At 34.0% G+C, this 25,650-nt stretch carries 24 protein-coding genes; 2 read left to right on the top strand and 22 right to left on the bottom strand.

Going from position 1 to position 25,650, the window contains the following annotated elements; all coding sequences use genetic code 11:
• Nucleotide 1: 1 nt before the first annotated feature.
• From ATO12_RS17935 to hpaH, 8 genes are all read right to left on the bottom strand, one after another.
• A complete protein-coding gene (locus ATO12_RS17935; RefSeq protein WP_034244407.1) occupies nucleotides 2-1,636 on the bottom strand; it encodes a thiamine pyrophosphate-dependent enzyme in 1,635 nt (544 codons plus the stop codon).
• Between the two features lie 3 nt (nucleotides 1,637-1,639).
• Nucleotides 1,640-3,145, bottom strand: a complete 1,506-nt coding sequence (locus tag ATO12_RS17930) for an aldehyde dehydrogenase family protein (protein WP_034244404.1) — start codon at nucleotides 3,143-3,145, stop codon at nucleotides 1,640-1,642.
• On the bottom strand, nucleotides 3,146-3,508 hold the full coding sequence (locus ATO12_RS17925) for a 5-carboxymethyl-2-hydroxymuconate Delta-isomerase (protein ID WP_051575924.1): 363 nt from the start codon (nucleotides 3,506-3,508) through the stop codon (nucleotides 3,146-3,148).
• Nucleotides 3,509-3,512: 4 nt separating this feature from the next.
• On the bottom strand, nucleotides 3,513-4,493 hold the full coding sequence (hpaD, locus tag ATO12_RS17920; RefSeq protein WP_034244566.1) for a 3,4-dihydroxyphenylacetate 2,3-dioxygenase: 981 nt from the start codon (nucleotides 4,491-4,493) through the stop codon (nucleotides 3,513-3,515).
• A gap of 19 nt (nucleotides 4,494-4,512) precedes the next feature.
• The gene (hpaE, locus tag ATO12_RS17915; protein ID WP_034244401.1) at nucleotides 4,513-6,030 is read right to left on the bottom strand and encodes a 5-carboxymethyl-2-hydroxymuconate semialdehyde dehydrogenase; all 1,518 of its coding nucleotides are present in this window, start codon (nucleotides 6,028-6,030) and stop codon (nucleotides 4,513-4,515) included.
• On the bottom strand, nucleotides 6,030-6,773 hold the full coding sequence (locus ATO12_RS17910) for a fumarylacetoacetate hydrolase family protein (protein ID WP_034244399.1): 744 nt from the start codon (nucleotides 6,771-6,773) through the stop codon (nucleotides 6,030-6,032). Before ATO12_RS17910 ends, hpaE begins: the two co-directional genes overlap by 1 nt.
• Before the next feature lie 69 nt (nucleotides 6,774-6,842).
• Nucleotides 6,843-7,643: an aldolase/citrate lyase family protein gene (locus tag ATO12_RS17905; protein WP_034244397.1), complete on the bottom strand. Its 801-nt coding sequence runs from the start codon at nucleotides 7,641-7,643 to the stop codon at nucleotides 6,843-6,845.
• A 96-nt stretch (nucleotides 7,644-7,739) separates the two neighbouring features.
• On the bottom strand, nucleotides 7,740-8,543 hold the full coding sequence (gene hpaH, locus ATO12_RS17900; RefSeq protein ID WP_034244393.1) for a 2-oxo-hept-4-ene-1,7-dioate hydratase: 804 nt from the start codon (nucleotides 8,541-8,543) through the stop codon (nucleotides 7,740-7,742).
• A 125-nt stretch (nucleotides 8,544-8,668) separates the two neighbouring features.
• On the opposite strand from hpaH, the gene ATO12_RS17895 reads away from it, so the two are divergent.
• Entirely contained in the window at nucleotides 8,669-9,580 is a 912-nt protein-coding gene (locus ATO12_RS17895) for an AraC family transcriptional regulator (RefSeq protein WP_034244391.1), read from the top strand.
• Between the two features lie 47 nt (nucleotides 9,581-9,627).
• On the opposite strand, the gene ATO12_RS17890 is transcribed toward ATO12_RS17895, so the two are convergent.
• Nucleotides 9,628-9,924, bottom strand: a complete 297-nt coding sequence (locus ATO12_RS17890) for a hypothetical protein (RefSeq protein ID WP_034244388.1) — start codon at nucleotides 9,922-9,924, stop codon at nucleotides 9,628-9,630.
• 445 nt (nucleotides 9,925-10,369) lie between these two features.
• On the opposite strand from ATO12_RS17890, the gene ATO12_RS17885 reads away from it, so the two are divergent.
• Nucleotides 10,370-12,604: a penicillin-binding protein 1A gene (locus ATO12_RS17885; protein WP_034244564.1), complete on the top strand. Its 2,235-nt coding sequence runs from the start codon at nucleotides 10,370-10,372 to the stop codon at nucleotides 12,602-12,604.
• Between the two features lie 30 nt (nucleotides 12,605-12,634).
• On the opposite strand, the gene ATO12_RS17880 is transcribed toward ATO12_RS17885, so the two are convergent.
• The 13 genes from ATO12_RS17880 to ATO12_RS17820 all read right to left on the bottom strand — a co-directional run bounded on the left by ATO12_RS17880 (nucleotide 12,635) and on the right by ATO12_RS17820 (nucleotide 25,389).
• Nucleotides 12,635-13,207: a phosphatase PAP2 family protein gene (locus tag ATO12_RS17880; protein ID WP_034244386.1), complete on the bottom strand. Its 573-nt coding sequence runs from the start codon at nucleotides 13,205-13,207 to the stop codon at nucleotides 12,635-12,637.
• A gap of 22 nt (nucleotides 13,208-13,229) precedes the next feature.
• Nucleotides 13,230-13,457, bottom strand: coding sequence for a hypothetical protein (locus ATO12_RS17875; RefSeq protein WP_034244384.1), 228 nt, complete (start codon nucleotides 13,455-13,457; stop codon nucleotides 13,230-13,232).
• Between the two features lie 74 nt (nucleotides 13,458-13,531).
• Complete coding sequence (locus ATO12_RS25060) at nucleotides 13,532-14,617, bottom strand: OmpA family protein (protein WP_081802106.1); 1,086 nt, start codon at nucleotides 14,615-14,617, stop codon at nucleotides 13,532-13,534.
• A 151-nt stretch (nucleotides 14,618-14,768) separates the two neighbouring features.
• Entirely contained in the window at nucleotides 14,769-16,139 is a 1,371-nt protein-coding gene (locus tag ATO12_RS17865) for an MATE family efflux transporter (RefSeq protein ID WP_034244382.1), read from the bottom strand.
• 245 nt (nucleotides 16,140-16,384) lie between these two features.
• Nucleotides 16,385-16,927 (bottom strand): hypothetical protein, encoded by a 543-nt coding sequence (locus tag ATO12_RS17860; RefSeq protein WP_034244380.1) that lies wholly within the window; start codon nucleotides 16,925-16,927, stop codon nucleotides 16,385-16,387.
• Between the two features lie 173 nt (nucleotides 16,928-17,100).
• On the bottom strand, nucleotides 17,101-18,489 hold the full coding sequence (locus ATO12_RS17855) for a M20/M25/M40 family metallo-hydrolase (RefSeq protein WP_034244378.1): 1,389 nt from the start codon (nucleotides 18,487-18,489) through the stop codon (nucleotides 17,101-17,103).
• Nucleotides 18,490-18,504: 15 nt separating this feature from the next.
• Nucleotides 18,505-19,383 carry a PPK2 family polyphosphate kinase gene (locus tag ATO12_RS17850; protein WP_034244376.1) on the bottom strand — a complete coding sequence of 293 codons (879 nt, stop codon included), beginning with the start codon at nucleotides 19,381-19,383 and terminating at the stop codon, nucleotides 18,505-18,507.
• Between the two features lie 139 nt (nucleotides 19,384-19,522).
• A complete protein-coding gene (locus ATO12_RS17845; RefSeq protein ID WP_131248856.1) occupies nucleotides 19,523-20,044 on the bottom strand; it encodes a hypothetical protein in 522 nt (173 codons plus the stop codon).
• A gap of 115 nt (nucleotides 20,045-20,159) precedes the next feature.
• Nucleotides 20,160-21,323, bottom strand: a complete 1,164-nt coding sequence (locus ATO12_RS17840; RefSeq protein WP_034244372.1) for a sigma-54-dependent transcriptional regulator — start codon at nucleotides 21,321-21,323, stop codon at nucleotides 20,160-20,162.
• The gene (locus ATO12_RS17835) at nucleotides 21,323-22,222 is read right to left on the bottom strand and encodes a hypothetical protein (protein ID WP_034244368.1); all 900 of its coding nucleotides are present in this window, start codon (nucleotides 22,220-22,222) and stop codon (nucleotides 21,323-21,325) included. Before ATO12_RS17835 ends, ATO12_RS17840 begins: the two co-directional genes overlap by 1 nt.
• A 39-nt stretch (nucleotides 22,223-22,261) precedes the next feature.
• Nucleotides 22,262-23,164 carry a mechanosensitive ion channel family protein gene (locus ATO12_RS17830; RefSeq protein ID WP_316932932.1) on the bottom strand — a complete coding sequence of 301 codons (903 nt, stop codon included), beginning with the start codon at nucleotides 23,162-23,164 and terminating at the stop codon, nucleotides 22,262-22,264.
• A gap of 4 nt (nucleotides 23,165-23,168) precedes the next feature.
• Nucleotides 23,169-24,467, bottom strand: a complete 1,299-nt coding sequence (locus tag ATO12_RS17825) for an ABC transporter permease (RefSeq protein ID WP_034244361.1) — start codon at nucleotides 24,465-24,467, stop codon at nucleotides 23,169-23,171.
• Nucleotides 24,460-25,389, bottom strand: a complete 930-nt coding sequence (locus ATO12_RS17820; protein WP_034244358.1) for an ABC transporter ATP-binding protein — start codon at nucleotides 25,387-25,389, stop codon at nucleotides 24,460-24,462. Before ATO12_RS17820 ends, ATO12_RS17825 begins: the two co-directional genes overlap by 8 nt.
• Between the last annotated feature and the right edge of the window lie 261 nt (nucleotides 25,390-25,650).

Genomic DNA, 25,650 nt, shown 5'->3' with positions numbered 1-25,650 from the left:
GTTAGTTTACACCTCTCAGCTTAGGCATTGATTTAAATTGATCTGTAGAAGGCATATCAATACCTACTCCTATTTCTATTAGTGTTGGTAATTCTTGTTTTTTTGCCTTTTGTATTGCTTGTCTAAAACTATCAAAATCTGATACTTTTTCTGTATGAGCACCGTATGATTCTGCCATTGCAATAAAGTCAGGGTTTGTCAAATCACTAGCTATCACTTTATTTCCATAATTATTGATCTGCATATTCTGTACATTACCAAAAGCATTATTATTAAACAAGCAAATGATTACACCTATCTTGTGTTGTACGGCTGTAGCTAATTCTTGTACAGCAAACATAAACCCTCCGTCACCACAAACCGTAATTACAGGCAGTTCTGGTTTTGCTATTTTTGCTCCAAGTGCAGTAGGAAACCCCCATCCTAAAGTTCCCATATACCCTGTAGACAAATAGGTTCTAGGAGCGTAAGCTTCCCATAACATTCTACTGGCAAACCCAACCTGAGTTAGCTCATCTACAAAAATCCCATCGTCTGGTAATTCTTCTCTAATAATTCTTAAATACGTTGCCTGGGGCTCTAAATATGCAGTTTTTTCTTTCCAACTCGCTTTTAATACCTGCATTTCTTTTTCTCTACTCGTTCTTTGAGGAATCTTGTTTTTAAGTGTCTCCAAAATTGCTTTTGATGCTTGCGCTGCATTAGCTGTTAATGCAATATTGGGTGTCATAATTTTATCATGATCATTAATATCTATATTAACACTAATAAATGACAGGTGTTCATCGGTTCCCCATTTTAATATAGGCATACGCACATGACTTCCTATCCCCACCACTACATCTGCTTCTTTCCATAATTCATACGCAGCCGGAACAGGGTGACTTAGATAATTTCTAGAAGAAACAATACCTTTTCCGGTTCGATATGCAAATACCGGAATTTGCATATAATTAGCCAATGCTGTTATTTCTTCACTAGCATCCATAGCTCCGCTTCCAACAAAAATTAATGGATTTTTTGCGTGTATCAAGGCTTCTGCTATCCTGTTAACTATAGATGTGTCTATTTCTATTTCTTGTTTTTCTTTCTCTAAAGCTGGAAACGCCATTTCATCAGAACTCATTAGTAAATCCATAGAAATTTCTAATCCTACAGGCTGCGGTCTTCCTGTTTCCATTTCCTGAAAGGATTTCTGTATTTTATGTGGTATTTCCTTAATGTCATTCACCTTATCCGAGTATTTGGTAAGGCGTTTCATTATCCCTAATTGATCCTTAGATTCATGCAATACTCCCCAGCCTTTTCCTTGAGTTTTTAAAGGAGTTTGACCAACTAATGCCAATACCTTTGCATTCAACCCATAGGCGGTTAATAGAGCTGCTGAGCTATTAAGGAATCCTGGCCCGGGAACCACATTGTAGACTGCCGTTTTTCCAGATGCCAGGTAATATCCTAATGCCATATACCCTACTCCTTGTTCATGTCGTGTATGTATGACCGTTATTTCATCTTGATAGTCATAAAATGCATTGTACAGCCAGTCGTTTTGTACTCCTGGTAAACCAAAAACGATTTTAACTCCTTGTTTTATTAATGATCGTACTACGATCTGTCCCCCCGTTAATTTTGCCATAGTTTAGTACACTATATTTACTGCTTTTGTTTTTGTAAAAGCATATAATCCCTCTTTTCCCAATTCTTTTCCTATCCCCGATTGTTTAAATCCCCCTAAAGGGAAATGAGGATCTGATCTGGCATTAGAATTTATCCATACCCAGCCAGCTTCTAGTTCATCTACCATTCTCATAGACTTAGAAACATCTTTAGTAAAAACAGTAGAGGAGAGACCATAATTAGTCTGGTTAGCTAACTTAATTGCTTCTTCAATAGTCTTAAAAGGTACACCAACCAGTACAGGGCCAAAAATCTCTTCTTGTACTACTCTTAAGTTGTTATCTGTAGTTGAAAAAATAGCAGGCTCTAAAAAATACCCTTTATCTTTTATCTTTTTTCCACCTGAAATTAAAGTAGCTCCTTCTTCATTACCTACTGTAATATAATTAGTAACAGTATCTAAATGTGATTTACATACCATAGGCCCTAAATCCACATTATCTTCAAATCCATGTCCGATTTTCATTTTTTGAGCCCTATGCGTAATATCAGTCATGACTTTATCATAAACCTTTTCTTGTATATAGACTCTAGAGCCTGAAACACAAATTTGCCCCATATTTCTAAAAATACCTTGTGTTACGCATTGGGATGCCCAATCCAAATCTGCATCTTCAAAAACAACTGCCGGAGATTTTCCTCCCAGTTCTAATGATATTCCTGTAATAGCATCTATCGCAGCTTTTCCTATAGCTTTTCCTGTGGTAGTAGATCCTGTAAAAGTTACTTTATCAATACCGGGATGTGATACTAAAGCATTTCCTGTAGTGCTTCCATTACCTAATATAATATTGACTACACCAGCCGGGAAACCTGCTTCTGCTATAAGTTCTCCCAGCACCAAAGAATTCAGCGGTGTCTCTCCCGATGGTTTTAAAACTACAGTACAACCTGCCGCCAGAGCTGGCGCTAATTTCCAGGCTGCAATAGAGAATGGAGTATTCCAGGGTATAACCGCTGCTACTACTCCTATAGGTTCTCTACGTGTAAATGCAAAATTTTGTTTACTATGGGGTTGCGCAATAGAAATATTAAAGGTTTCTCCTTCAATTTTACTACACCATCCGGCATAGTACCTAAATGTTTTGGCTGCTCCTAATACTTCAGATTTTCTGGCTTCTGCAAAAGGTTTTCCATTTTCTAAAGTAATCACTTCGGCAATATGATCTGCATTTTCTTCAATTAAATCAGCCATTTTATAGAGTAATCGCTCTCGGTCTGTAGGAAGTATTTTTCGCCATTCATAAGCATACAAGGCTCTTTTGGCTGCCTCTACTGCTTTATTTACATCTTCTGATGAAGAAATAGGAATGGTAGCTATCACCTCTTCATTAGCAGGATTAATTACCTCGCTAACTTCATCACAATCTGCTAAAACCCATTCATTATTTATAAAGTTTTTCTTAGACAAGTCATTAAAAAAAGATGTAGTCTTTGGGTGTAACGAAAGTTCTTGTATTGATTTCATTTATCTTACAGCATTTTTGGTTAAATCTAATCCCACTATCAATTCTTTGATCTCTGTAGAAAGAATAATCTCTTTTGCATTTATCTCTTTTTCAAAATATTTTTGCAACACTTTCATTCCGATTTCAGATAATTCTTTTCGAACTTCAAGAGAACGACCTTCGCGTAAACGAATCAATAGGTTTACCATCTTATAATCTGGATTACCATCAATAATAAAATGATCACTAGATGGTACTGCTCTACACTTTACTCCTAATCGAGGGATATGTCCCGTAGCTACGAGTTCATCGGCTAAGGTTTGAAAAATAGCTTTGAAATCTGCTTCAATATTATTTGAACATTCTAATGTTATATGTGGCATACTACTAATCTGCTATTATTGGACGCGCCTTCATGGTTGCTTTTTTTACTTTGGTATTTATAAATGTACTTCCGTTTTCAAACCAACTTCTTGGTGCGGGTGCTCCCCATAGAGTTTGTCTTTGTGGGTCCCTTAAATCCCAACCCAATGGTTCTAAATCGGGATCAACGGTTAAATAATCACAGGTATAAATTTCTATTCTATGACCATCTGGATCCAGGATATATAAGAAAAAGGCATTGGACACTCCATGTCTTCCTGGTCCTCGCTCGATATTATTTACATATCCGGTAGTAGACATCACATCTAGTAAATGAATAATATTGAGTGCGGTAGGTACCCAAATAGCTGAATGATGTAATCTTGGCCCATCTCCATTCGTTAGTGCCATATCATGAACATTTCCTTTTCGATGCATCCAGGCAGCCCACATTTCTCCTTTTTCTGTCGTAGAATATTCGGTAAGTCTAAATCCTAATTGACTTACAAAAAACTCATATGTTTCTTGTGCATTGGGAGTGAAGACATTAAAGTGATCAAATCGCTGTGGATGCATTCCTTGATACGCTTTATACTCTCTAAGTTTTTGAGGCACTTTTTTCATACGTGCATAAAACTCTAATATAAAACCTTGCGGTGACACAACTCGTAATGTTCGGTCTTCGGCATATTTTGAAACCCACTCAGTATCAACATTAATGCTATCTAAATGTGTTTTTAACGCATCTAAATCTTTTTCAAAAGCTACTTTAAACCCTACTGCCAATACAGAAGGTTCTTCTGCTTTTTTTAAAATATAAGAATGGTGCTGTTGTTCTTCTAAACCGCGTAAGTAAATCGTATTTTCTGTTCTTTCGGTTTCAATTAAACCTAATATATCTACATAAAACTTATGTGATTCGTCTAAATCGGTTACAGCATATTCTACATGGCTACAGCGAATAATATTAAAAGGTAAATCGAAATTATGAGGTACTAATGCCATACTTATTTTTTTATCATTATTAGTATTCAATCCCTAATTTGGGGATATCATGATCTCCCAATGCTATAGAAATATTTTTGGTTTCCATATAAAAATCAAAACTATACTCTCCACCATCTCTCCCTATACCACTGTATTTAACTCCTCCAAAAGGTGTAGGTAGGTGTCTTACATTTTGCGAATTTATCCAAACCATTCCTGCTTCTACCAGATGTGCTATTCGATGTGCGCGACCTACATCTTTTGTCCAGATATAAGCTGTTAATCCATATTTTACAGCATTAGCTATTTTAATAGCCTCATCCTCAGTTTCAAATGGAATAACAGTTAAAAAAGGTCCAAAAACTTCTTCTTGAGCAATACGCATATCTTTTGATGCATCAATAAAAAGTGTTGGATTTACATAACATCCTTTTTCTAATCCATCTGGTTTACCTCCTCCTACTGCCAGAGTTGCTCCTTCATTTTTTCCTATTTTGCCATAACTCAATACTTTTTCCTGATGTGTAGGGTGAATCATAGGGCCAATTTCTGTTTCCGGGTCTAATGGGTGCCCTACTTTTATTCTGGCAACTCTCTTTTTTAGTTTTTCAACAAAATCAGGATAGATATCTTTTTGTAATAATAATCTACTACTAGATGTACATCGTTCTCCATTAAGGCTGTATTTCATAAAAATTGCAGCATCTAAAGCCCTATCTACATCGGCATCATTAAAAACAATAATAGGGTTCTGCCCTCCTAATTCTAAATGCACTCTTTTTAGTGTTGGTGCTCCTTGTTTTATAATGTGGCTACCTGTTGTAGTTTCTCCAATAAATGCAACTGCCTTTATATATTCGTGTTCTGTTAATGATTTCCCTGCTGTTTCTCCAAAGCCATGCACAACATTCCATACTCCTTTTGGCAATCCTGCTTCATGTGCTAATTCTGCAAGTCTGTTTGCTGTTACAGGACTAAACTCTGCAGGTTTATGAACAACTGTACAACCTGCCGCGAGAGCTGGTGCTATTTTCCATGTACTTAACATAAATGGAGTATTCCAGGGGGTAATGATCCCAACCGGACCTATAGGTTGACGAATAGTATAGTTTGCATGATGAGTATCTGGTGTAGATAATCCATTTTGTGCATCGATGGCTTTATCTGCAAAATACTTAAAGTTTGCAGCACCTCTAATCGCTGCTTTTTTCATAAAGCGGATAGGTTGCCCTGTATCATAACTTTCTAGCACTGCAATTTCGTCTGCATGCTCTTCTATTTTTTCTGCTATGGCATATAAAATATCTCGTCTGTTTTTATGAGGCATCGCTTTCCATTCTGTAAAAGCATCCATTGCGGCCTGTGCTGCAGTATCGATATCCTCTTTATCACTTTCGGCCACCCGGGTTATAAAGTTGCCATCTATTGGTGTTGTATTCTCAAATGTTTTTCCCGAGATCGCTTCAACAGTTTTTCCATTGATAAGATTCTTGATACCTCTTTCTTTTAATTGAGGTAAAAACTGTTGTAATACTTCTAAATTCTTGTCTAACATTATTCTGCTATTAAGTAATTTTCTAATTTTCCGATACCTGCTACTTCACATATCACCGTATCTCCCGGGTAAATATGTGATACTCCTTCTGGAGTTCCTGACCATATCATATCGCCGGGATTAAGTGTCATAAAACCCGACATATATTCTATCAATTCTGCAATGCTATGTCTAATATTTTTGGTATTCCCTTCTTGCCTTAACTCGCCATTTACCCATGTTTTAAGAGAAACATTAGTAGGGTCTATATCTTTGGCATCTACCATCCAAGGCCCGCAAGGTCCCCAGGTATCAAATCCTTTTGCTTTAAGTGGTGGCCTGTAATAATTAACCACAAAATCACGAACAGTGATTTCATTACCCACCATATAATATCCAACATAATCTAATGCATCGGCTGCTTTAACTTTTCTGCATGAACGACCTATTACTGCCACTAGTTCACATTCGTAATGCATATACTCTATCCCCGCTGGAACAATAATATTGGATTTATGCCCAATCATTGTGTGGGGCATTTTATGAAACAATATGGGATATTCTGGAATCTCTAATTTTAATTCCTTGGCATGATCTGCATAAGCTAGTGCCACACCTATCGCTTTGCCAACTCCCTGTGGATCTACAGGCGGAAGAAACATCACGTCATCAGGGTTAAATTCTTGTGTACCTTTTAGTATCATATTATTTTCATAAACCCCCTGATGGATTCCTCCATTATATGCAAATCTTACATGCTTCATACCTTTATGTTTATTGTTTTTATCTCTGAATCAAATTCTCACTATCAAAATCTTTGTGTTTTTCACAAATTAATAGCGTGTATTTGACGTATTGTTTTTTTGTTCTGGTTTATAATCTTCTACTAATCCTTTTGCCGCTTTTGCTAATAAAAGAGTATCAATCCCAACTCCAATCATATTAGCACCATGCTCACTATAATAGTTTACGATTTCTTTTGAGACAGAAAGGACTCCCGCTGTTTTTCCTTTAGCTTTGATGAACTGAATAGCTTTTACTATTACTTCTTTTACTTTTGGGTGATTAGGCTGCCCTAAGTACCCCATAGATCCTGCTAAATCTGCTGGTCCTATAAATACTCCATCTACTCCATTTACTGCTAAGATTTCTTCTAAATTATTAATTCCCTGAACAGATTCTACCTGGCAGATCAAACACATTTCATTATTAGCATCTAGAAAGTAATCATTAGTTCTATTCCATTTTGATGCTCGTGCCAATGCTGTACCTATGCCCCTATATCCTTCTGGAGGATAACGCATTGCCTTTACAAGGTCTTCTGCCTGCGATGCACTTTCTACCATAGGAACTAATAAACTTTGCACTCCCATATCCATAAGTTGCTTTATAAGTACCGAATCTCCAACAGGTGGACGAACAACGACCTGTACATCATATGCAGCCATTACTTGCAGTTGTGTCTGTATAGTTCGTAAATCAAATGGTGCATGCTCTCCATCAATTACAATCCAATCAAATCCAGAACCAGCTAAAATCTCTGCTGTAATAGTATCTACAATACCGTTCCATATACCATAAATGGTTTCACGATTACATACTGCTTCTTTGAATGTATTTTTAGAAATTTTCATCTGTTCTTTTTTATTGTTTTTTAAATGTCATATGGAATTTGATATTCAACATTTCGGTTGGCATCAACTTTAATTGTTATGACTCATTTCATAATATTATATAAAATTACAAGTTATTTTTCCCAATGAATTATAATCAACGGTAATAGTATCCCCGGCTTTTACAACAACCGGACGTGTAAAAGAACCTGCCAAAATGATTTGTCCAGCGTCTAGTGTTATATTATGCTTTGTATATTTTTTTGCTAACCATATGACTCCTCTGGCAGGGTGATCAAGCACTGCAGCAGCAACACCAGACTCTTCGATAGTTCCATTTTTGTATAATAATGCGCCTACCCATCTTAAATCTATATCTCGAGGATTAATTCTGGTATTACCCAAAATAATCCCTGCATTCGCTGCATTATCAGAAATTGTATCTTTAACAGTTCTAACATAATTGGTATTGGGATCAACCCGATATGTACGTGCCGCAATAAGTTCTAGTACAGGCACTACATAATCTGTTGCATCCAATACATCTTCTATTGTAAGAGTATCCCCAAAAAGTGGTTTTTTTAACACAAAAGCTAGCTCTACCTCTATCCTGGGATCTAAAAAATCAGAAGTCTTTATCTCACAACCATTTTCATAAACCATATCGTCTAGCAGTGTTCCATAGTCGGGTTCATTGATATTCATAGCGACTTGCATAACTTTTGAAGTAAGTCCAATTTTATATCCGACTACTTTTCTGCCTTCTTTTTTTTTGATATTAACCCACTCTTCCTGAATTTGATAGGCATCATTGATATCCATCTCAGGAAAATAATTTGTTGTGGCTGCTACCTGTTTTTTATTTTTTTCTGAATCATGTAATCGATTTGCTTCCTCTTTTATTTGTAATGAAGTTAACATAGTATAATTTATTAGTTGCAATCTCGTTTATTTAAAAACAAAGTAGATTCATAAAAGTGCTATAATTGTTGCACTTTTTGTTATTTCATTATTATTAATGCAGTCTAATGAGCTATTTTTGATGTATGAAAGATAAAGATTTGATTCGATTAGATAAATTCTCGGATAAAAAAGATTTACCCTTTTTTATGCGTCCCTTACTTCACGAAAAAAACAGAAACAGAAAAAAAAGGGATCCTCATCGCCATACATATCATGAGATTATTTATTTTAAATCTGGTGAAGCACTTCAGAACATAGATGATGAGCTTGTGAATCTAAAAACTCCGAATACCTTTTATTTAATAGAGCGAGGACAGGTACATGATTTTATTAAAGGAAAAAACATGCAAGGCTTTCTAATTCGTTTTGATAGCGAGCTTATTCCTTTTCAAACAACAATCGATAACATCTCTTTTTTATCAATAATTCATAACATCTCCAGAGTAAATACTATTGTTTTAGACCAAGATGATGTGTCACATTTTGAAGCAATTCTGGATCAACTTCATTATGAGTATTTATCTCCCTTATATTCTTACGGAAGAAGGAATACAATCGTTTTTTTATTGCTCACTTTATTAGTGAAATTGCAACGAAAATGCAATGAAATCAACAGTGGTAATCAAAATTTAAATCAATCTTATGAAAAAAAGATGTACTATAAATTTCTAGAATTATTAGAACTTAATTTTTCTAGTTATCACGAATGTGATTTTTATGCTCAGGAGTTGGGGTTATCGAATAGAAAACTAACCGAGATCACAATGCTTGTTAATGGAGCCTCAAGCAAGAAAATAATTATTGATCGCATCATTATTGAAGCAAAACGATTACTTCTTTATAGCCAAATTAGCTCGAAAGAAATCTCTTTTATACTAGGGTTTGAAAGTCCTTCTTATTTTAGTAGGCTTTTTAAAAATAAAACAGGAGAATCTCCAAATTCATATAAAAAAAATATCAAAAGTAAAGAGAATGTGTATTTCGAAAAAAAATAATCTTTATTTATGTCACCACCCGAAATGATGACATCATAGTTTTAAGATTATTTATCATCAATACCTGCTACCTGATCTTTACTCACTTCTTCAGGAATAGTATTACCAGTGCTTACACTTTCTTCTTCCTCTTCAAAACTTTCCATAGTATCTGCCAGACGTTTGCTAATTTTGACTAAATAGATTGTCTCTTCTGTTCTTACTTCTACAGCTTCTATTGCTTCATTATGTTGGTTTCTAAAATGAACTATATCTCTATCATTATAACCATCGGGAAACTTCTCTACAAGTAGGTTTAAAATGTCTTTGTTCAGTTTTTTGTAGTCAACAATTACTCTTTTCATAGGACTCACAGGTTTAAGAATTAATTCTATACTTTACATATTTCAAATAGCATTTTTTTGCTAAATGCTATTATCTCGATTATAAATCTTGGCGTATTTTAAATTTATTTACTCCAAGTAATTTTCAATTGAGTGTATATTATTTCACTGAGTAATTTGTTACTACAAGTCTAAATAAAAAAAATGAAACTTTTAAGAAATCAACTTTAAAAATCGATTATTTTTTTATTTTTTTTACTTGTTAAAAATTTTAGATTCTCTTATAACCTCAACATACTTTTCGAGAATTTTTTAGGAAATTTATGTGTATTGCTTCGCTATCTTTTTTCAACACTCTTAATAATAATCGAATGTATCATTCATTTAAGATTTTATAAAAAAGTAAGAAATCCATATCACCTAATAATATGGCATTTTCGACGTTATGTATGTCGGTATTATGATTATGATAAAGACGATATTTAAAAAAAAATGGATAAAATGGCTATTCTACACCATTAGTGGGTTCCTTTTCTTCAGCATTTGCTTTTATGTTAGTATCTATTTTGGTTTTTGGGGTAAATTACCTGATAAAGAAGAACTAAGTTCTTTAAAACAGGCCGAGGCAACTCAAGTATTGGATAAAGATGGCCATATGATAGGTAAATACTACATCTATGACAGACAACCTATATCATACGAGGATTTACCCCAGCATCTTATAGATGCACTAGTAGCCACAGAAGATGTACGTTTCTATGAGCATGATGGTGTGGATAATACAAGTTTACTACGTGTATTTTTTAAGACCATTCTGCTTCGGGATAAATCTTCGGGAGGTGGTAGTACCATAACTTTACAATTGGCAAAAAATCTCTTCGGGAGAAAAAAATATAAATTGTTCAGTACCGTAATCAATAAATTGAAAGAATCTTTTGTTGCCAAAAGAATAGAAGATATATATTCAAAAAAAGAGATTCTCACATTATATTTTAATACTGTACCTTTTCCAGATAATACTTACGGAATTGAAAGTGCTGCCCAGAAATTCTTTAATAAATCTACTCATCAATTAACACTCTCTGAAGCGGCCACACTTGTTGGAACATTAAAAGCTAATCATAGTTATAATCCAAGACTGTTTCCTGAGAGAAGTCAGCTAAGAAGGGATGTTGTACTTCAACAAATGGTTAAATATGGATACTTAAGTGCTCATCGATCAAATCAAACCATGAGTCAGCCTATCGTTATGGATTATCAATACTTTAATCACGATCTTGGATTGGCACCTTATTTCAGAGAAGAAGTAAAAAAAGAATTGATCAACATTTTAGAAAAGCATAAAAAACCTGACAGCAGTACTTATGACATCTATAATGATGGTTTAATTGTGCATACTACATTAGACTACAAAATGCAGATTTTGGCTGAAGAAGCTATGAAAGAACATATGCAGGTATTACAAAACGATTATGAAAAATCTTTTGGTAGTGCTGCCCCCTGGAAAAACAATAAAGACCTTGTTCAGAATGCGATCAAAAGTCTTAAAATCTATGCTATATATAAGGAACAAGGATTGACAGAAGCACAAATTGAAGATTCTCTTTCTGCAAAGAAAGACATAGAATTATTCGAATGGAGTGGTAACATTACCCAAAAAATATCTTCTCTGGATAGTATACAACATTACTTGAAATTTTTGAATACGGGAATGATCGCAATCGAGCCAACAACGGGTGCAGTACAAGCATATCTGGGAGGGATTGATTATCGTTATTTTAAGTATGACCATGTTTCGCAAAGCGAAAGGCAGGTAGGGTCTACTTTTAAACCCTTTGTGTATACCACTGCTATAGAAAATGGCATAAAGCCTTGTTCTTATTTCTCGACAAAAGAAATTACGTATACAAATTTAGACAACTGGACACCCAAAAATGCATCAGAACAAAATGATCCATATCTTAATTTTACATTAGAAAAAGCGCTTAGTAATTCTGTTAATACTATTGCAGTAAAGGTGCTCAATAAAGTGGGTATTCCCAAAGTTGTAGATCAGGTAAGAAAACTAGGAATCACTGCCACACTTTCTGAAGAACCTGCAATGGCGCTGGGTACAGATGGTATCAAATTAAAAGAATTGGCCGGAGCTTATGCAAGTTATGTAAATGAAGGTAAGAGCGTAAAGCCTTACTATATTTCGAGAATTGAAGATAAAAATGGTCGTTTAATTGCTTCTTTCGAACCCGAAATAGCTGAGACTCCTGCTTACAATGATTACACCAGGCAAGTACTTTTAGAAATGATGAAATCTACTGTAGAGCAAGGTACTGCAACCAGACTTAGAACCACTTATAATCTCAAAAATGATATTGCAGGTAAAACAGGAACTACCCAAGATAATAAGGATGGGTGGTTTGTAGGGATCACCCCAAATCTAGTAACGATCACCTGGGTAGGAAATGATAATTATAATATTGGTTTTAAAACTACTGCTTTGGGACAGGGAGCCAATACTGCGCTACCAATTTTCGCCAAATTGTATCAAAAAATGAACCTGGATAGTACATTTGATCCTATTACAAAAAGTAAATTTGAAGAAAGCTCAAAAGAAGTTTTAAAAGATATGGATTGTAAACCCGAAAAAAGAGATAATTTCTTTAAGCGTCTTTTTGGCAAAAAGAAGAAAAAAAAGAGGTTTTAGATTAAAATATATATCTAAACCTACTTTTTATCATCCGACTTCTCCGTATTTCTTTACCAGAAATGTATGTAGTTTAAACGCTCCTACTCCCAACAAAATACCTATTGCCATACCAGTAACGATATCGCCCGGATAATGTACTCCTATATAAATTCTGCTATAACTAACAACAATTGACCATATCACCATAAATGGGAAGATGTACTTTAGATGTTTTCGTAAGGTTAGCCCTGTAAAAAAAGCTAATGCCATAGAGCTAGCTGCATGACCAGAAAAATACCCATGTCGGCCACATCGTTCTGCAATAAAACGTGTAAACTCTGCTACTCCATCTGCTCTACATGGCCGTGGTCGCATAAACAAGACATTTTTAAACAAATTTGATAGTTGATCTGTAGCAGTAATTAATAATGCGACAACCACCAACGTAATGATCGTTCCTCTAATTCCAAAATATTTATAGAAAAAAATCAGTAATACTAAATACAGAGGAATCTGGTATAACTTCTCTGTCATAAATAACCAAAATCCGTCCCATACAGATGTTCCCAGATTATTAAGATATAAAAAAAGGTCTTTGTCTAATTGTATAAGGTCTTCCATTGTTATGGTCGTTTATCTATTTTTATTCGTCGTAACGTTCTATTTCACGATCATAAAAATCGTTAGCAGCTTTAAAAAGATTTTCTGCTTCCTCTAACAATTCTTTTTCATCATTTTTATCAAACTCTTCAAGCCATTCTACTTCATCATTTTCTAGGTTGATAATACACCTCGGAAACTCGGTATGAATTACAAAAATGGCATCTGGATAATCAGTATTATCACCTAGTAAGAATTTTGGGAAGTCCATAATGAATACTTAAAATTACAAAGTTTCAAAGGTACTATCTTTTTTAAGTAAATCAGAAAATTATTAGGGAACTACTATTCAATTTTAATTTCTACTCTGTTGTTTGATTCTGGATCCAAATTAGAGTTTACTGTAACAACAGGCATAGTATCCCCAGCCGCTACTACTTCGATTAAAGATTCGTCTATCCCTTGTTCAACAAAATATTTTTTTACATTACTTGCTCTCATTGCAGACATGATTTCGTTTTCAAAAGATGAACCGGCATCGTCTGCATGACCTATAATTTGAACTTTGTTTACTTTGAATATAGTCACATATTGAATATAAGAATCTAATGCTTCTTTAATTTCTTTGTATGCTTCACTTTCACCTACCAGAAACTCTACAGGTGAAAAATCCAGAGCCATGTCACACACCTGGCTAGAGGTAAGGTTTTTGGTATTCCTCATTTCCATGAGTAAGACATCATCTATAAAATAGTAGGCTGTATCAAACCCTCCTCCTTTTACAGATTTTCCTTTTGGACTATCTGAGAAATATCCTAAAGAAATATATTTTTCTGTTCCTTTTGCTCTATATACCCCGCAAACTTTAGTCCACTCCTTGGTATTACATACCATTTTTGAAGACTCTATATTTAAAGGGAATCTAGAAGTAGTCGTTATTTTTGGCCTTCTAGCCGTAAAATATGATCCAATAGATGAAGTACAGGAATTCGAAATCCCTTCTCCCAGAGAAACGTACATATGAAAATAGTAATATTTCCCCTTGGATAATGGTTGCTTTAATTTGGCTGTTACTCCTTCTTTATAAGGACCGCCGGCAATATACATTCCTACTTTACCTTCTCCTGTTCTGGGTTCCTGCTCCCCAAACTGCTTTAAGAAATTAGGTGATTTATGAATAAATCTAATATCAGCTAATCTGGGATGGTGAGCATCCGGAGAGTTAATTGTAGCTTTCCAATCCTTAATAATTCCAAAGTTTTGCATCTCCATTTCCAGTCGTGAAATCGCTGCATTTGTAGCTTCAAAACTAGGATTGGGAATAAGGTTTTGGTTTTTACTATGAACAAAGTTTTGACTTATACTACTCTGCGTAACCAATATAGTAAGCGTTACAAACAGTAGACAAAATCTAGAATTTGGGACTTTCATATTTTGTGTTCTCTTTTTTTGGAAAGATAGTTAATTATTCGTTAATACCAAATAAACGTAATAAGTATAAAAATGGTATTTGTTCTTTATTTTTATTTAAAAAATTACTTCTAAAACCTTAATTTGACAGACAAAAAAAGAGATTATAAATTTAATTCTTCTGGATCAAACCTTTGGTCAAAGCATTAAATCTAAGATATAGAAGCAATGCCGAAACAGAAAGACCTGCCAGCAATCCAATCCAAATTCCTGAACTTTTATATTCGGTATATAATCCTAAATAATAACTAATAGGAAATCCTACTACCCAATATGCAATAAACGTAATTAAAGTAGGAATTTTAACATCCTGAAGACCTCTCAAGGCTCCTAGTACAGTAACTTGTATCCCATCTGAAATTTGAAATAATGCAGCAATAACTAATAGCTTTGCTGCAATGGCAATTACCTCGGTATTATCTGCCATATTTTTGGTATCTTCTATATCAAGATATATTCTGGGAAGTAAATCGTTAAACAGAACAAATACTAAAGCAAACACAACTGCTAATAAAAAAGTGAGCAGAAATATTGAAATTGCGATTCTTCTTAGGTCTACAAAATGCTGAAGCCCTTTTTGATTGCCTACACGCACCATTGCAGCTACACTTAATCCCATAGCTACCATAAATGTCATAGAAGATAGGTTTAATGCAATTTGATTAGCTGCCTGCGAGTTTTTACCTAAAATACCTGATAACCATATCGCAGCAGTAAAAATCGCCACTTCAAAAAACATTTGTAATGCAGAAGGAAATCCCAAGGCTATTATTCTGTTTATCATTTTTCTCTCTAGTGAGAAAAACTTGATATGAGTCACATACGAGGTAGATTTTTCTTTATTTTTTAGAAAAACCCATAAAAAGATAACCATTACAAACCTTGAAGCTAATGTCCCGACGGCTGCTCCAACTATTCCCATTTGCGGAAAGCCAAATTTCCCGAAAATCAATATATAATTGAGGGCGATATTTACCAAATTAGCGACCAAAGTTGCATACATAGGATACTTGGTCATGGATAATCCATCTGAAAATTGTTTTAATGCCTGAAAACTTACTAACGGAATCAAGGAAAAAGCGACCAGATCCAGATATGGTATTGCCAATTCAACCACCTCTGAAGGTTGTTTCATTAAATACATCAATGGTTTTGCTACGAGTATCAACAAAAATAATGCAATTCCTAATGTAGTACATAAAAATAACCCATGCTTAAATGCAGATTTACCACTAGCAAAATTGTTTTCTCCATCGGCCTCTGCTACCAGTGGCGTTATCGCAGTAGAAAATCCTATTCCCAAAGACATGGCTATAAACATAAAACTGTTTCCCAGAGATACAGCTGCCAACTCTGCCGTACCTAACTGTCCCACCATAATATTATCGACCAGGCCAACAAAAGTATGTCCCAACATACCCAGCATTACTGGTGTAGCCAATTTTAGATTATATCGAAATTCTTTGGTGTATTGTTGTAGCATTTTACAATTTTGAAGACGCAAAGGTATTAGAACCGAAATAAACTAAATGATTCTTATCGTATATTTAACGTTATTTATTTTTTTCTAAACGAGAAGTATGTAGAAAATATAAAAAACTAAATAGAGAAATAACATTAGAGAACCTTTTTACTAATATTTTCACTATCGTTTCAGCTATTCGTGTAATATGCTTTAGATAAATATTTATTTTACTTTAAAAAGAGAATCTCTTAATTATCAATATTTTAATTAATTAATGACAACTCATTATCATTTGGTATACTATATTCATCACAGGTTATCTTTTTATTCGCATATGATTCAGGTGTAATTTCTACCCAATAATCATTTCCAAAGAGATTAAAAAAATACCGATTATCTATATACACTTCAAACACTTCTACTACTTTATAATCCTTATGATTTTCAATTTGAGAATTAGTGGTATCTCTATCCTGAATTGAAACATATTTTTCCTTAAGATAATGAAGATAAATGGAGTCTTTACAAAAAAGAATATGCTTTGGTTCTCCGCTACCTCCTTTCCAATTTACATCTCCTCTATCTACAGTAAATTCATACTCATAATGATGAGTTGTTCTGTAGTTATGTTTTGATAAGATTCCTACATGATTAGTGGTTTTATTTATTTTTTGAACCACCAAATGTTTCTTATTACCTAATAAGATATTAGTATTATCAATATTTTTCTCTGTTTTTGAAGTACAATTACAAAATAAACCAACAATTAGGGTAAAACATAGTGCTTTATATATTAAATTTCTCATTCTATTATTTCTCATCTTTATCATAATGATATGAAAACATTTATATACATCACTTAAGCATCACTTTTTTGGTATTTTTTATCTTGCTTATTAATTCGATATCATTTAAAAGTCATATTTCATCTAATACCATCTATTACAATGAAGTAACCTTGAAAACATCTATAAAAAACCTATTTCGTTCCATACTTATCAAAAAGATACATTAAGCTGGCCATTGTAGCAGCACCCAGTTCGAGCTCTCGCTTATTAACTGCATCAAAAGTATCATTCTTTGCATGATGATAATCAAAATAGCGTTGTGAATCTGGTCGTAATCCTGCAAGTACAATTCCATCTTTTTTAAGTGGCCCAATATCTGCACCACTTCCACCTTGAGTGAAAGAATGTATCAGATAGGGTTCAAAAAGAGGTTTCCAGCTTTGTACCTGAGCAAAATTAGCATCATTACAATCAAACGAGAAGCCTCTGGGAGTAAACCCTCCGGCATCGCTTTCTAGAGCAAAGACGTGATTTTCACCTTTATCCTTAGCTACTTTTGCATATTTTTTACCACCACGTAATCCATTCTCTTCATTCATGAATAATACTACGCGAATAGATCGTTTAGGTTTATATCCTATTTCTTTAAATAGTCTCAATACTTCCATAGACTGTACTATTCCTGCTCCATCATCATGAGAACCATCTCCCAGATCCCAAGAATCTAAATGCCCACCAACTACCATATATTCTTTAGGAAGTTCACTTCCTGTAATTTCTCCAATTACATTGTATGATTGCACATCTTTCCAGGTGCGGCAGTTCATATTAATATGAAATTTAATTTTAGGGTTTAATGTTAACATAGAGCTTAATAAATCAGCTCCATTAGTACTTATTGCAGCAGCAGGAATCTTCTCCATATCTTTAAGATCACCATAACTCATTGATCCCGTATGAGGAAAATCATCAAGCCTAAGGTTCATAGAACGAACAAGTACACCTACAGCACCAAACTTAGCTGCTTCTGCTGCTCCAGAATATCGTTGATCTACACATCCTCCGTAAGCTCGAAATGTTTCGATAAGATCTGCCTGCATAGGTCTGTTAAAAAACACTATTTTCCCTTTAATCTTATCGGTGCCTAGCTCTTTAAGTTCTTCTAATCCTTTAACTTCTACAATAGGAGCTTTAACTCCCCCTATTGGTGTTGGCACAGAACCTCCTAATGCGCAAATTGGCACATTGGTGGTTATACCAGGTTCTGTTTCGATATAAGCAAATTCTGTTACACCACGAGTCCATTTTGGTACCATTACTGGTTGCAACCATACTTTATCCAAGCCTAGCTTTTTCAACTCTCTTTCTCCCCATTCTACAGCCAGTTGAGCATTTACAGAACCTGAAAGTCTCCCTCCGATCTGATTAGAGAGATAATCCAGCCATGCATAACTTTTACCATTAAGTAGTGAGGTATCATATATTTTTTTTAATATAGTGGCATCTTCTTTTGCTTCATTCTGTGCAAAGCTATTAAGTGATAAAATTGCAAAAATGATAGAGATTATAGTTCTTACCATAGTTTCTTAAACTTTTTATTCGTTCTCTAATTCTTGTTTATACAAATCCAGATTGGCTTTTGTTTTGTTATCTAATTCTGGTTCTTGTATATCATCATATTCTTTTAGTGTTGTATATAACGTTTTTGCTACAATATATCGTGCTACGGGTTTATTATCTGCCGGAATCACATACCACGGTGCATGTGGTAACGAAGTTCTATTTATGGCATCCTGATAACAATCCTGATATTGGTCCCAAAGTTTACGCTCTTTTAGATCTCCTGCAGAAAACTTCCAGTTTTTTTCTTTCTTCTCTAGCCTGCGAAGTAACCTGTTCTTCTGTTCTTCTTTTGATAAATGCAAATAAAATTTATAAATCAAAGTACCATTTTCGGCAATATGTTTTTCAAAATTTCGAATTTGTTCAAAGCGTTGCTCCCAAAATGCATCATTAATATCTTCTACTGTATTAATATGAGGAATATTTTCTCCCATTATATATTCGGGATGTACTCGTGTTACCAAAACATTTTCGTAATGTGTTCTATTGAAGACTCCAAACTTTCCTCGTTGTGGCAAAGCGATATAGTGTCTCCATAAATAGTCATGACCTAGTTCTAATGCCGTAGGTACTTTAAAACTATGAACGATAATACCACGAGTATTGAAATCTTTAAATACTTCTCTGATCAAACTATCCTTACCTGCAGTATCCATACCCTGAAGACAAACCAGTACAGCATACTTACCATGGGCGTATAACGTATCCTGAAGTTTTCCTAATTTCTCACGTGTTTCTTCGAGTTCTTTTTCAATTTTTTTCTCACTCTCATTAAGATCAAAGGTGGTTGGAATTTTGGATAATTCTATGGTATCAGACACCATAAAGTCTTTGTGATTTATCTTCTTCATACTATGATTTGTGTTGTCACCCGAAAGATACTAAAGTTTTGTGTTTGTAGGAAAATAGTTTATCAATACCCCTTTTTTAATATGTTTTTTTTAACAAAACATAAGGTTCAATAAGAAACATTTGAAAAGACAAATAGGCCTATCTGGCATAAAAATCATAGCTAAATCCAACCATAAACGTATCGTACCTTCGCCCTAAACTCTTAACATTAAGTTCTACAAAAATATGTACAGGTATAGAAATCTGATGTAATGCCCTTATTTTGATCTGTGCTCCATGGTTAAAACTTCCTGTTCTAAATCCCAGAAAAGCATCTTCTTCAATTGCTTCAAATTCCTCTGAATCATTACCTACATACCCTATCCCAGCTGTTATTGTAGTAGGGTACCAATTAAACAGAATTAAATTTACTCCAATTGCCAATTCATTATACCCTTCATATTCTTCATCAGCACCTATAGCAAATGAACGATTGTATTCTCCTAAAAAAGTAGTGTAACAATTAAAAGCATATTCTATCCTGGCTCCTAATGCTAACTCATTTTCGAGCCCAAAACTTTTTGCCGCTGCAAACCCATAATTAGTGGCTCCCGGATCATATTGAGCAGAGGAGATATAGGGTATACACAACAACGAAGTCAACAATAAAATTCTTCTCATTATTTTGGGCATATACTAGAATTGGTCGTAATATAAGATGTATTAATTACAACAATTGTTTTCATCAAAAAATATAACCAATCGCTACAACTATATAAAAGGATAAAATTAATAATTACTTAGCTGCAAATAATTTTACATCTTCTTCACTTACTTCATTACCGCCAAGAATAATTAAACGTTCGACCACATTGCGTAGTTCTCTAATATTACCTGTCCAATCATATTGCTGTAATTGTTTTATGGCTTTGGCAGAAAACGTTTTAATAGGTGATCCTTGTTCGCCTGATATTTTTTTAGCAAAATACTCTATTAATAAAGGAATATCATCTCTTCTATCATTTAATGCTGGGACTTTTACCAAAATCACCGCCAGTCTATGATAGAGATCCTCTCTAAATTTATTTTCTGCTATTTCTTTCTTTAAATCTTTATTTGTTGCTGCAACAACACGTACATCTACTTTGATATCTTTATCACTACCTACTCTTTGTATTTTATTTTCCTGTAGTGCTCTAAGTACTTTTGCTTGCGCAGAAAGGCTCATATCTCCTATTTCATCAAGAAATATAGTTCCTCCATTAGCAGCTTCAAACTTACCGGCACGATCTTTATTTGCCGATGTAAAGGCTCCTTTTACATGTCCAAAAAGTTCGCTTTCTATTAATTCTCCGGGTATTGCTGCACAGTTTACTTCTATCATTGGTCCTTTTGAGCGATCGCTTTTTTGATGGATCCAGTGTGCAACTAATTCTTTACCTGTACCATTAGGGCCAGTAATTAAAACTCTTGCATCTGTTGCAGCAACTTTTTCGATGATGCTCTTGATATCCGAAATAGCTTTTGATTCTCCAATCATTTCATAATTTTTGGAGACTTTTTTCTTAAGCATTTTATTCTCTACGACCAGTTCTTTACGATCTAAAGCATTGCGTACTGTATTAAGTAAACGGTTAAGATCTGGCGGTTTAGAAATATAATCAAAAGCACCTAACCTCATTGTATTTACGGCAGTGTCCAGATCTCCGTGACCAGAAATCATGACAATAGGAATCTCGGGTTTTATCTTTTTTATAGCCTCTAGTACTTCTACCCCATCCATTTTTGGCATTTTGATATCACAAAGTACAAGATCATAATCTTCTGCTTTGATTTTTTCTATACCAGAAAGCCCGTCTTCGGCCTCAAAGACTTCATATTTATTATTTTCTTCAGATAAAATTTTTACAAGAACCCTACGGATTGCTGCTTCGTCCTCGATTACTAATATTTTTGCCATTATATTTTTAATTTTATTCCGCTACGAAAATAGAATGTATTCTTATCATTAATTGCTAATACATTTTCTTGATTACCATCTCGCAAACGAATTTCATTACTTAATGTATATCCTGCATATGTGTAAAACAATAAGTGTTCCGTAAAATAATATTGATATCCCAATGCTCCCATAACATTAAACATCGATACATTTTCTATTACTTTTGTTTCTCCGTTTTCATCTACATATGCTTTGTTATTTTGCAAATTACCATAAAAACGATCCAGCCCGACAAAGGCCTGGAGTGTACTTTTCTCATTAAAAAAATATTTAAGATTTGTTTTAGGAGTCCCTATAGCATAGGACCAACTTTGGTGAAATCTTTTATAATAATTAATGATAGGAAGTGGAAAATTAAGACTCGCAGGATTAGTGTATTGCACCCCTACAATTAAACGAGCCGTTTTTGGTTCTTGTATATTTTTATACGTTTTTACAAAATATAAAGATCCTCTATATCTAAAATCATCGCTCTCTACACCCGATCCTTCAAAATTAGATGAAATCCCAACTCCGAATTTAGTTCCAAATCGCCAATTATTTTTCATCTTAAAAGTATACCCCAATTCTACAGCTGCTGTATGAAAACTATTTAGTTCTCCCTCATCGTCAAATCCCAACGCATCATTTATCTGTAGATTATTAAACCTATATTGCGCACCGATTACCAGATACGTTCCTTTATCATCCATTTTAATAGGATAATTAGCAGAAACTCTAATACGGCTATAGACGTTATCACTATCAGCTTGCGGGATATATGTATATTCGATTCTTGCTAAATCAGTACTCTGACAACGTACGCCATTAAAGCTATATAATAATATGCATATAAAAATCAGGTTCTTCTTTCTCATTTTTTGGGGCGTATGTTATGCTTTTCTATCTCTTTTTTTTCATTCTTTTATAATGGTAACTTCACGCTGCGGGAAAGGAATATTAATCTTATGTTCTCTAAACAAACGATCTATTTCAAATCTAATCTCACTTTTAGGAACTCCCGATTGAAAACTATCATCAATCGTAAAAATTAATTTAAAATTTAATGAGCTATCTGCAAAATCTGTAAATAAAACCATCGGAGGTGGGTCTTTTAGCACATTCGAATTAGAAGATGCTGCCTTAATCAATAATTCTTTCACCAATTGTGTATCACTACCATAAGCAACACCCACAGAAACAGATTCTCTGGTTACTGTCCCATTTTGGGTCCAGTTATATAAGGACGAGGACATATATTTATGATTAGGGATAATTAAGACTTTATTATCTATGGTTACTGCTCTTGTAGTTCTTAATTTTATTTCTTCTACTCGCCCTACTTTACCATCTAATTCTATAATATCACCTACATGTACCGTTTGATCTATAAAAATAAATATCCCGGATAAAATATCCTGAATAAAGGTTTGCAGTGCTAGACCTACACCAACTAATAACGCGGCAGAAGCAGCAAATATAGCTGTGATATTAAATCCAATACTATCTAATGCAAAAAAGATAACTATAAGATAAATAAAGTATTTCGAAAATGAGAATACCGATTCAAACTTGAGTTTATCCTGGCTCTGCATTTTACGGGTAACTACTCTCTTCGTAAATTTTAAAATAACCGAGGTAATAACAAAAACCAGTAATACGAAAAATAACAGACCTACGGTAAGTACAAAAGGGTGTTCGTCTGTTCCGAAATGAAAAATTTCGTAACTAAAAAATTCCTGCAGAGTATCCCAAATATTTTTAGGAATTACTTCTTTTACCTGCTCTTTTACTTGCTCTGTAATTTCTTCCTGCATCATAACGTTAATATTTCATCCACTTAAATAACTCTTTATAGCTTGGTTTTTTACCATACATGAGTATTCCTACTCTGTATATTTTTCCGGCCATCCATGTGATAAAGATAATACTTCCTATTAATAGAAGCATAGAAATCAATACTTCCCACCAGGGCACTCCAAAAGGTATACGCATTAACATCACTATTGGAGAAGTTAAAGGAATCATAGAAAATACTGTAGATACCGTGCCATGAGGATTTTCTATTACTGAAAAGAACCCTACATAAATCCCCAGCATTAGTGGTAAAATAATAGGCAACATAAATTGTTGCGAATCGGTTTCACTGTCTACAGCAGCACCTATAGCTGCATAAATCGAGCTGTACAAAAAGTATCCTCCGATGAAATAAATAAAAAAAGATAGCACTAAGGTTCCTAATGGAAGTTTCATGATATCCTGAAGTATTAGTTGTATTTCTTGCTGACTATCTCCCTGCATGGCCATAGACTGATCTATACCCGCAGGTTGCGGATCTATCCCAAAAACCGAAGATACCACAGCAAGTAACACTCCGCCCAAAATCACCCAGATGAAAAACTGAAGAATCCCTGCAAAAGAGGTTCCCAGAATTTTACCCATCATAAGTTGTAATGGTTTTACAGAAGAAATGATAATTTCGATAATTCGATTAGATTTTTCTTCGATAACAGATCGCATTACCATGTTGCCATAAATGATAATAAACATCATCAAGAAATATCCTGCTAAACCTCCAAAAATCATTTTTACATAACTAGACATCTTTGATGTTTTCTCTCCAGAAAAATTTTCTATTAGAATATTTACTTTGGCTTTTGAGTTCTCTATAGCATCCAGATCCAGCCCTTTTTCTTTAAAATTTTGGTTGGTTAGCTTACTCGCTATAATTTTTTCAATTCTATTAAGTATTGAAATACTTGGTGCTTCATCTGCATAAAATTGTATTGATTTGGCAAGTTCACTGTTAGAATTTTTCTTTGGCACATACAATAACCCATCAAGCTTTTTGATAACCACAGAATCTTTTGCATCGTTTAAGGTTAGATGACTATAATCTATATAGTCTACATCACCAGAATCTTTAAAATCTGTACTAAACAACCCTGTTTCATCATAGAATGCTACTTTACGAATTTCATCATTGTTTAAAGTCGCGAGCCAGGCAATTAAAGAAATCATACCTACCATGATCAACGGACTTAAAAAGGTCATCACTACAAAGGTTCTATTGCGAACTCGAGCTATAAATTCTCTTTTGATAATTAATTTTAGATTACTCATTCTCTGTAATGGTTTTAATAAATATCTCGTTAACTCCTGGGATCACTTCATTAAATCTCATTACTTGACCTTTACTTGATAAATATTGTAGTAATTCATTCGAAGATGTATTATTATCTAAAGTTATTTTCATTTTCAATTGATCATCAATTGTTTTAAAATTTGCAGGGGTTACATCAAATTTGCCTTGCAATGTGGTGTATAAATCTGTGTTATTTTCTGTTAAAACACCTACTTCAAATGTATTTGATTTATAAGCTCTCTTTATATCGGTTACTTTTCCTTCCAGTATTTTTTTAGACTTATTTATTAAGGCAATATGATCACATAACTCTTCTACACTTTCCATACGATGCGTAGAAAATATGACTGTTGCTCCTTCATCCCTTAGTTGTAGAATTTCATCTTTAATAACATTGGCATTTATGGGATCAAAACCGCTAAAGGGTTCATCAAAAATTAGCAATTTAGGTTTATGAAGTACAGTTACAATAAACTGTACCTTTTGTGCCATTCCTTTAGAGAGCTCTTGTATTTTTTTGTCCCACCAATGTGAAATATCAAATTTATCAAACCAATACTTTAAACGTTTTTTGGCTTCGGTTTTACTAAGCCCCTTTAATTGAGCCAGGTACAATGCTTGCTCACCTACTTTCATAGATTTATATAAACCTCTTTCTTCTGGCAGATAACCAATATCTCTAATATGTTGTGGTTGTAGTGGTTCATTATCCAGATATACACTCCCTTTATCGGGTAAAGTGATTTGATTAATGATTCTAATTAATGTGGTTTTTCCGGCTCCGTTAGGGCCAAGTAATCCAAATATACTTCCTTTAGGTACTTGGATTGATACATCTTGCAATGCCGTAAAGTCTCCAAATTGTTTAGTGGCTTGTTGTACCTCTAAAAGATTAGCCATAGATAGTAAAATATAATTGTAGTTTAATATGAAACCCGAATGATACGAAAACTTAAAAACTTATGCTAATTATGTTAATGATTAATGAGATAAAATAGCATATAAATTGGTTTCTCTTCTTTTAACTCAAATCATATAAGTGAATTATCCTAAAAACAAAACCCACCCTGAATACAAGTATTAAGGATGGGAAAAAAATTGCTATGAAAAAGAAAAATTATCACTAAATGCGCTAGTGATGTCTCAAATATACGAATTTTT

It is taken from the genome of Aquimarina atlantica (assembly GCF_000626715.1).
Classification (GTDB): Bacteria; Bacteroidota; Bacteroidia; order Flavobacteriales; family Flavobacteriaceae; genus Aquimarina; species Aquimarina atlantica.
Note: the sequence above shows the minus strand (reverse complement) of the source record. Positions and strands in the feature narration are given on the sequence as shown.

Bases quoted from the DNA above. Each gene is read 5' to 3' on its own strand.
- ATO12_RS17935 (WP_034244407.1), bottom strand. From the start codon at position 1,636: ATGGCAAAATTAACGGGGGGACAGATCGTAGTACGATCATTAATAAAA.
- ATO12_RS17930 (WP_034244404.1), bottom strand. From the start codon at position 3,145: ATGAAATCAATACAAGAACTTTCGTTACACCCAAAGACTACATCTTTT.
- ATO12_RS17925 (WP_051575924.1), bottom strand. From the start codon at position 3,508: ATGCCACATATAACATTAGAATGTTCAAATAATATTGAAGCAGATTTC.
- hpaD (WP_034244566.1), bottom strand. From the start codon at position 4,493: ATGGCATTAGTACCTCATAATTTCGATTTACCTTTTAATATTATTCGC.
- hpaE (WP_034244401.1), bottom strand. From the start codon at position 6,030: ATGTTAGACAAGAATTTAGAAGTATTACAACAGTTTTTACCTCAATTA.
- ATO12_RS17910 (WP_034244399.1), bottom strand. From the start codon at position 6,773: ATGAAGCATGTAAGATTTGCATATAATGGAGGAATCCATCAGGGGGTT.
- ATO12_RS17905 (WP_034244397.1), bottom strand. From the start codon at position 7,643: ATGAAAATTTCTAAAAATACATTCAAAGAAGCAGTATGTAATCGTGAA.
- hpaH (WP_034244393.1), bottom strand. From the start codon at position 8,543: ATGTTAACTTCATTACAAATAAAAGAGGAAGCAAATCGATTACATGAT.
- ATO12_RS17895 (WP_034244391.1), top strand. From the start codon at position 8,669: ATGAAAGATAAAGATTTGATTCGATTAGATAAATTCTCGGATAAAAAA.
- ATO12_RS17890 (WP_034244388.1), bottom strand. From the start codon at position 9,924: ATGAAAAGAGTAATTGTTGACTACAAAAAACTGAACAAAGACATTTTA.
- ATO12_RS17885 (WP_034244564.1), top strand. From the start codon at position 10,370: ATGATAAAGACGATATTTAAAAAAAAATGGATAAAATGGCTATTCTAC.
- ATO12_RS17880 (WP_034244386.1), bottom strand. From the start codon at position 13,207: ATGGAAGACCTTATACAATTAGACAAAGACCTTTTTTTATATCTTAAT.
- ATO12_RS17875 (WP_034244384.1), bottom strand. From the start codon at position 13,457: ATGGACTTCCCAAAATTCTTACTAGGTGATAATACTGATTATCCAGAT.
- ATO12_RS25060 (WP_081802106.1), bottom strand. From the start codon at position 14,617: ATGAAAGTCCCAAATTCTAGATTTTGTCTACTGTTTGTAACGCTTACT.
- ATO12_RS17865 (WP_034244382.1), bottom strand. From the start codon at position 16,139: ATGCTACAACAATACACCAAAGAATTTCGATATAATCTAAAATTGGCT.
- ATO12_RS17860 (WP_034244380.1), bottom strand. From the start codon at position 16,927: ATGAGAAATTTAATATATAAAGCACTATGTTTTACCCTAATTGTTGGT.
- ATO12_RS17855 (WP_034244378.1), bottom strand. From the start codon at position 18,489: ATGGTAAGAACTATAATCTCTATCATTTTTGCAATTTTATCACTTAAT.
- ATO12_RS17850 (WP_034244376.1), bottom strand. From the start codon at position 19,383: ATGAAGAAGATAAATCACAAAGACTTTATGGTGTCTGATACCATAGAA.
- ATO12_RS17845 (WP_131248856.1), bottom strand. From the start codon at position 20,044: ATGAGAAGAATTTTATTGTTGACTTCGTTGTTGTGTATACCCTATATC.
- ATO12_RS17840 (WP_034244372.1), bottom strand. From the start codon at position 21,323: ATGGCAAAAATATTAGTAATCGAGGACGAAGCAGCAATCCGTAGGGTT.
- ATO12_RS17835 (WP_034244368.1), bottom strand. From the start codon at position 22,222: ATGAGAAAGAAGAACCTGATTTTTATATGCATATTATTATATAGCTTT.
- ATO12_RS17830 (WP_316932932.1), bottom strand. From the start codon at position 23,164: ATGATGCAGGAAGAAATTACAGAGCAAGTAAAAGAGCAGGTAAAAGAA.
- ATO12_RS17825 (WP_034244361.1), bottom strand. From the start codon at position 24,467: ATGAGTAATCTAAAATTAATTATCAAAAGAGAATTTATAGCTCGAGTT.
- ATO12_RS17820 (WP_034244358.1), bottom strand. From the start codon at position 25,389: ATGGCTAATCTTTTAGAGGTACAACAAGCCACTAAACAATTTGGAGAC.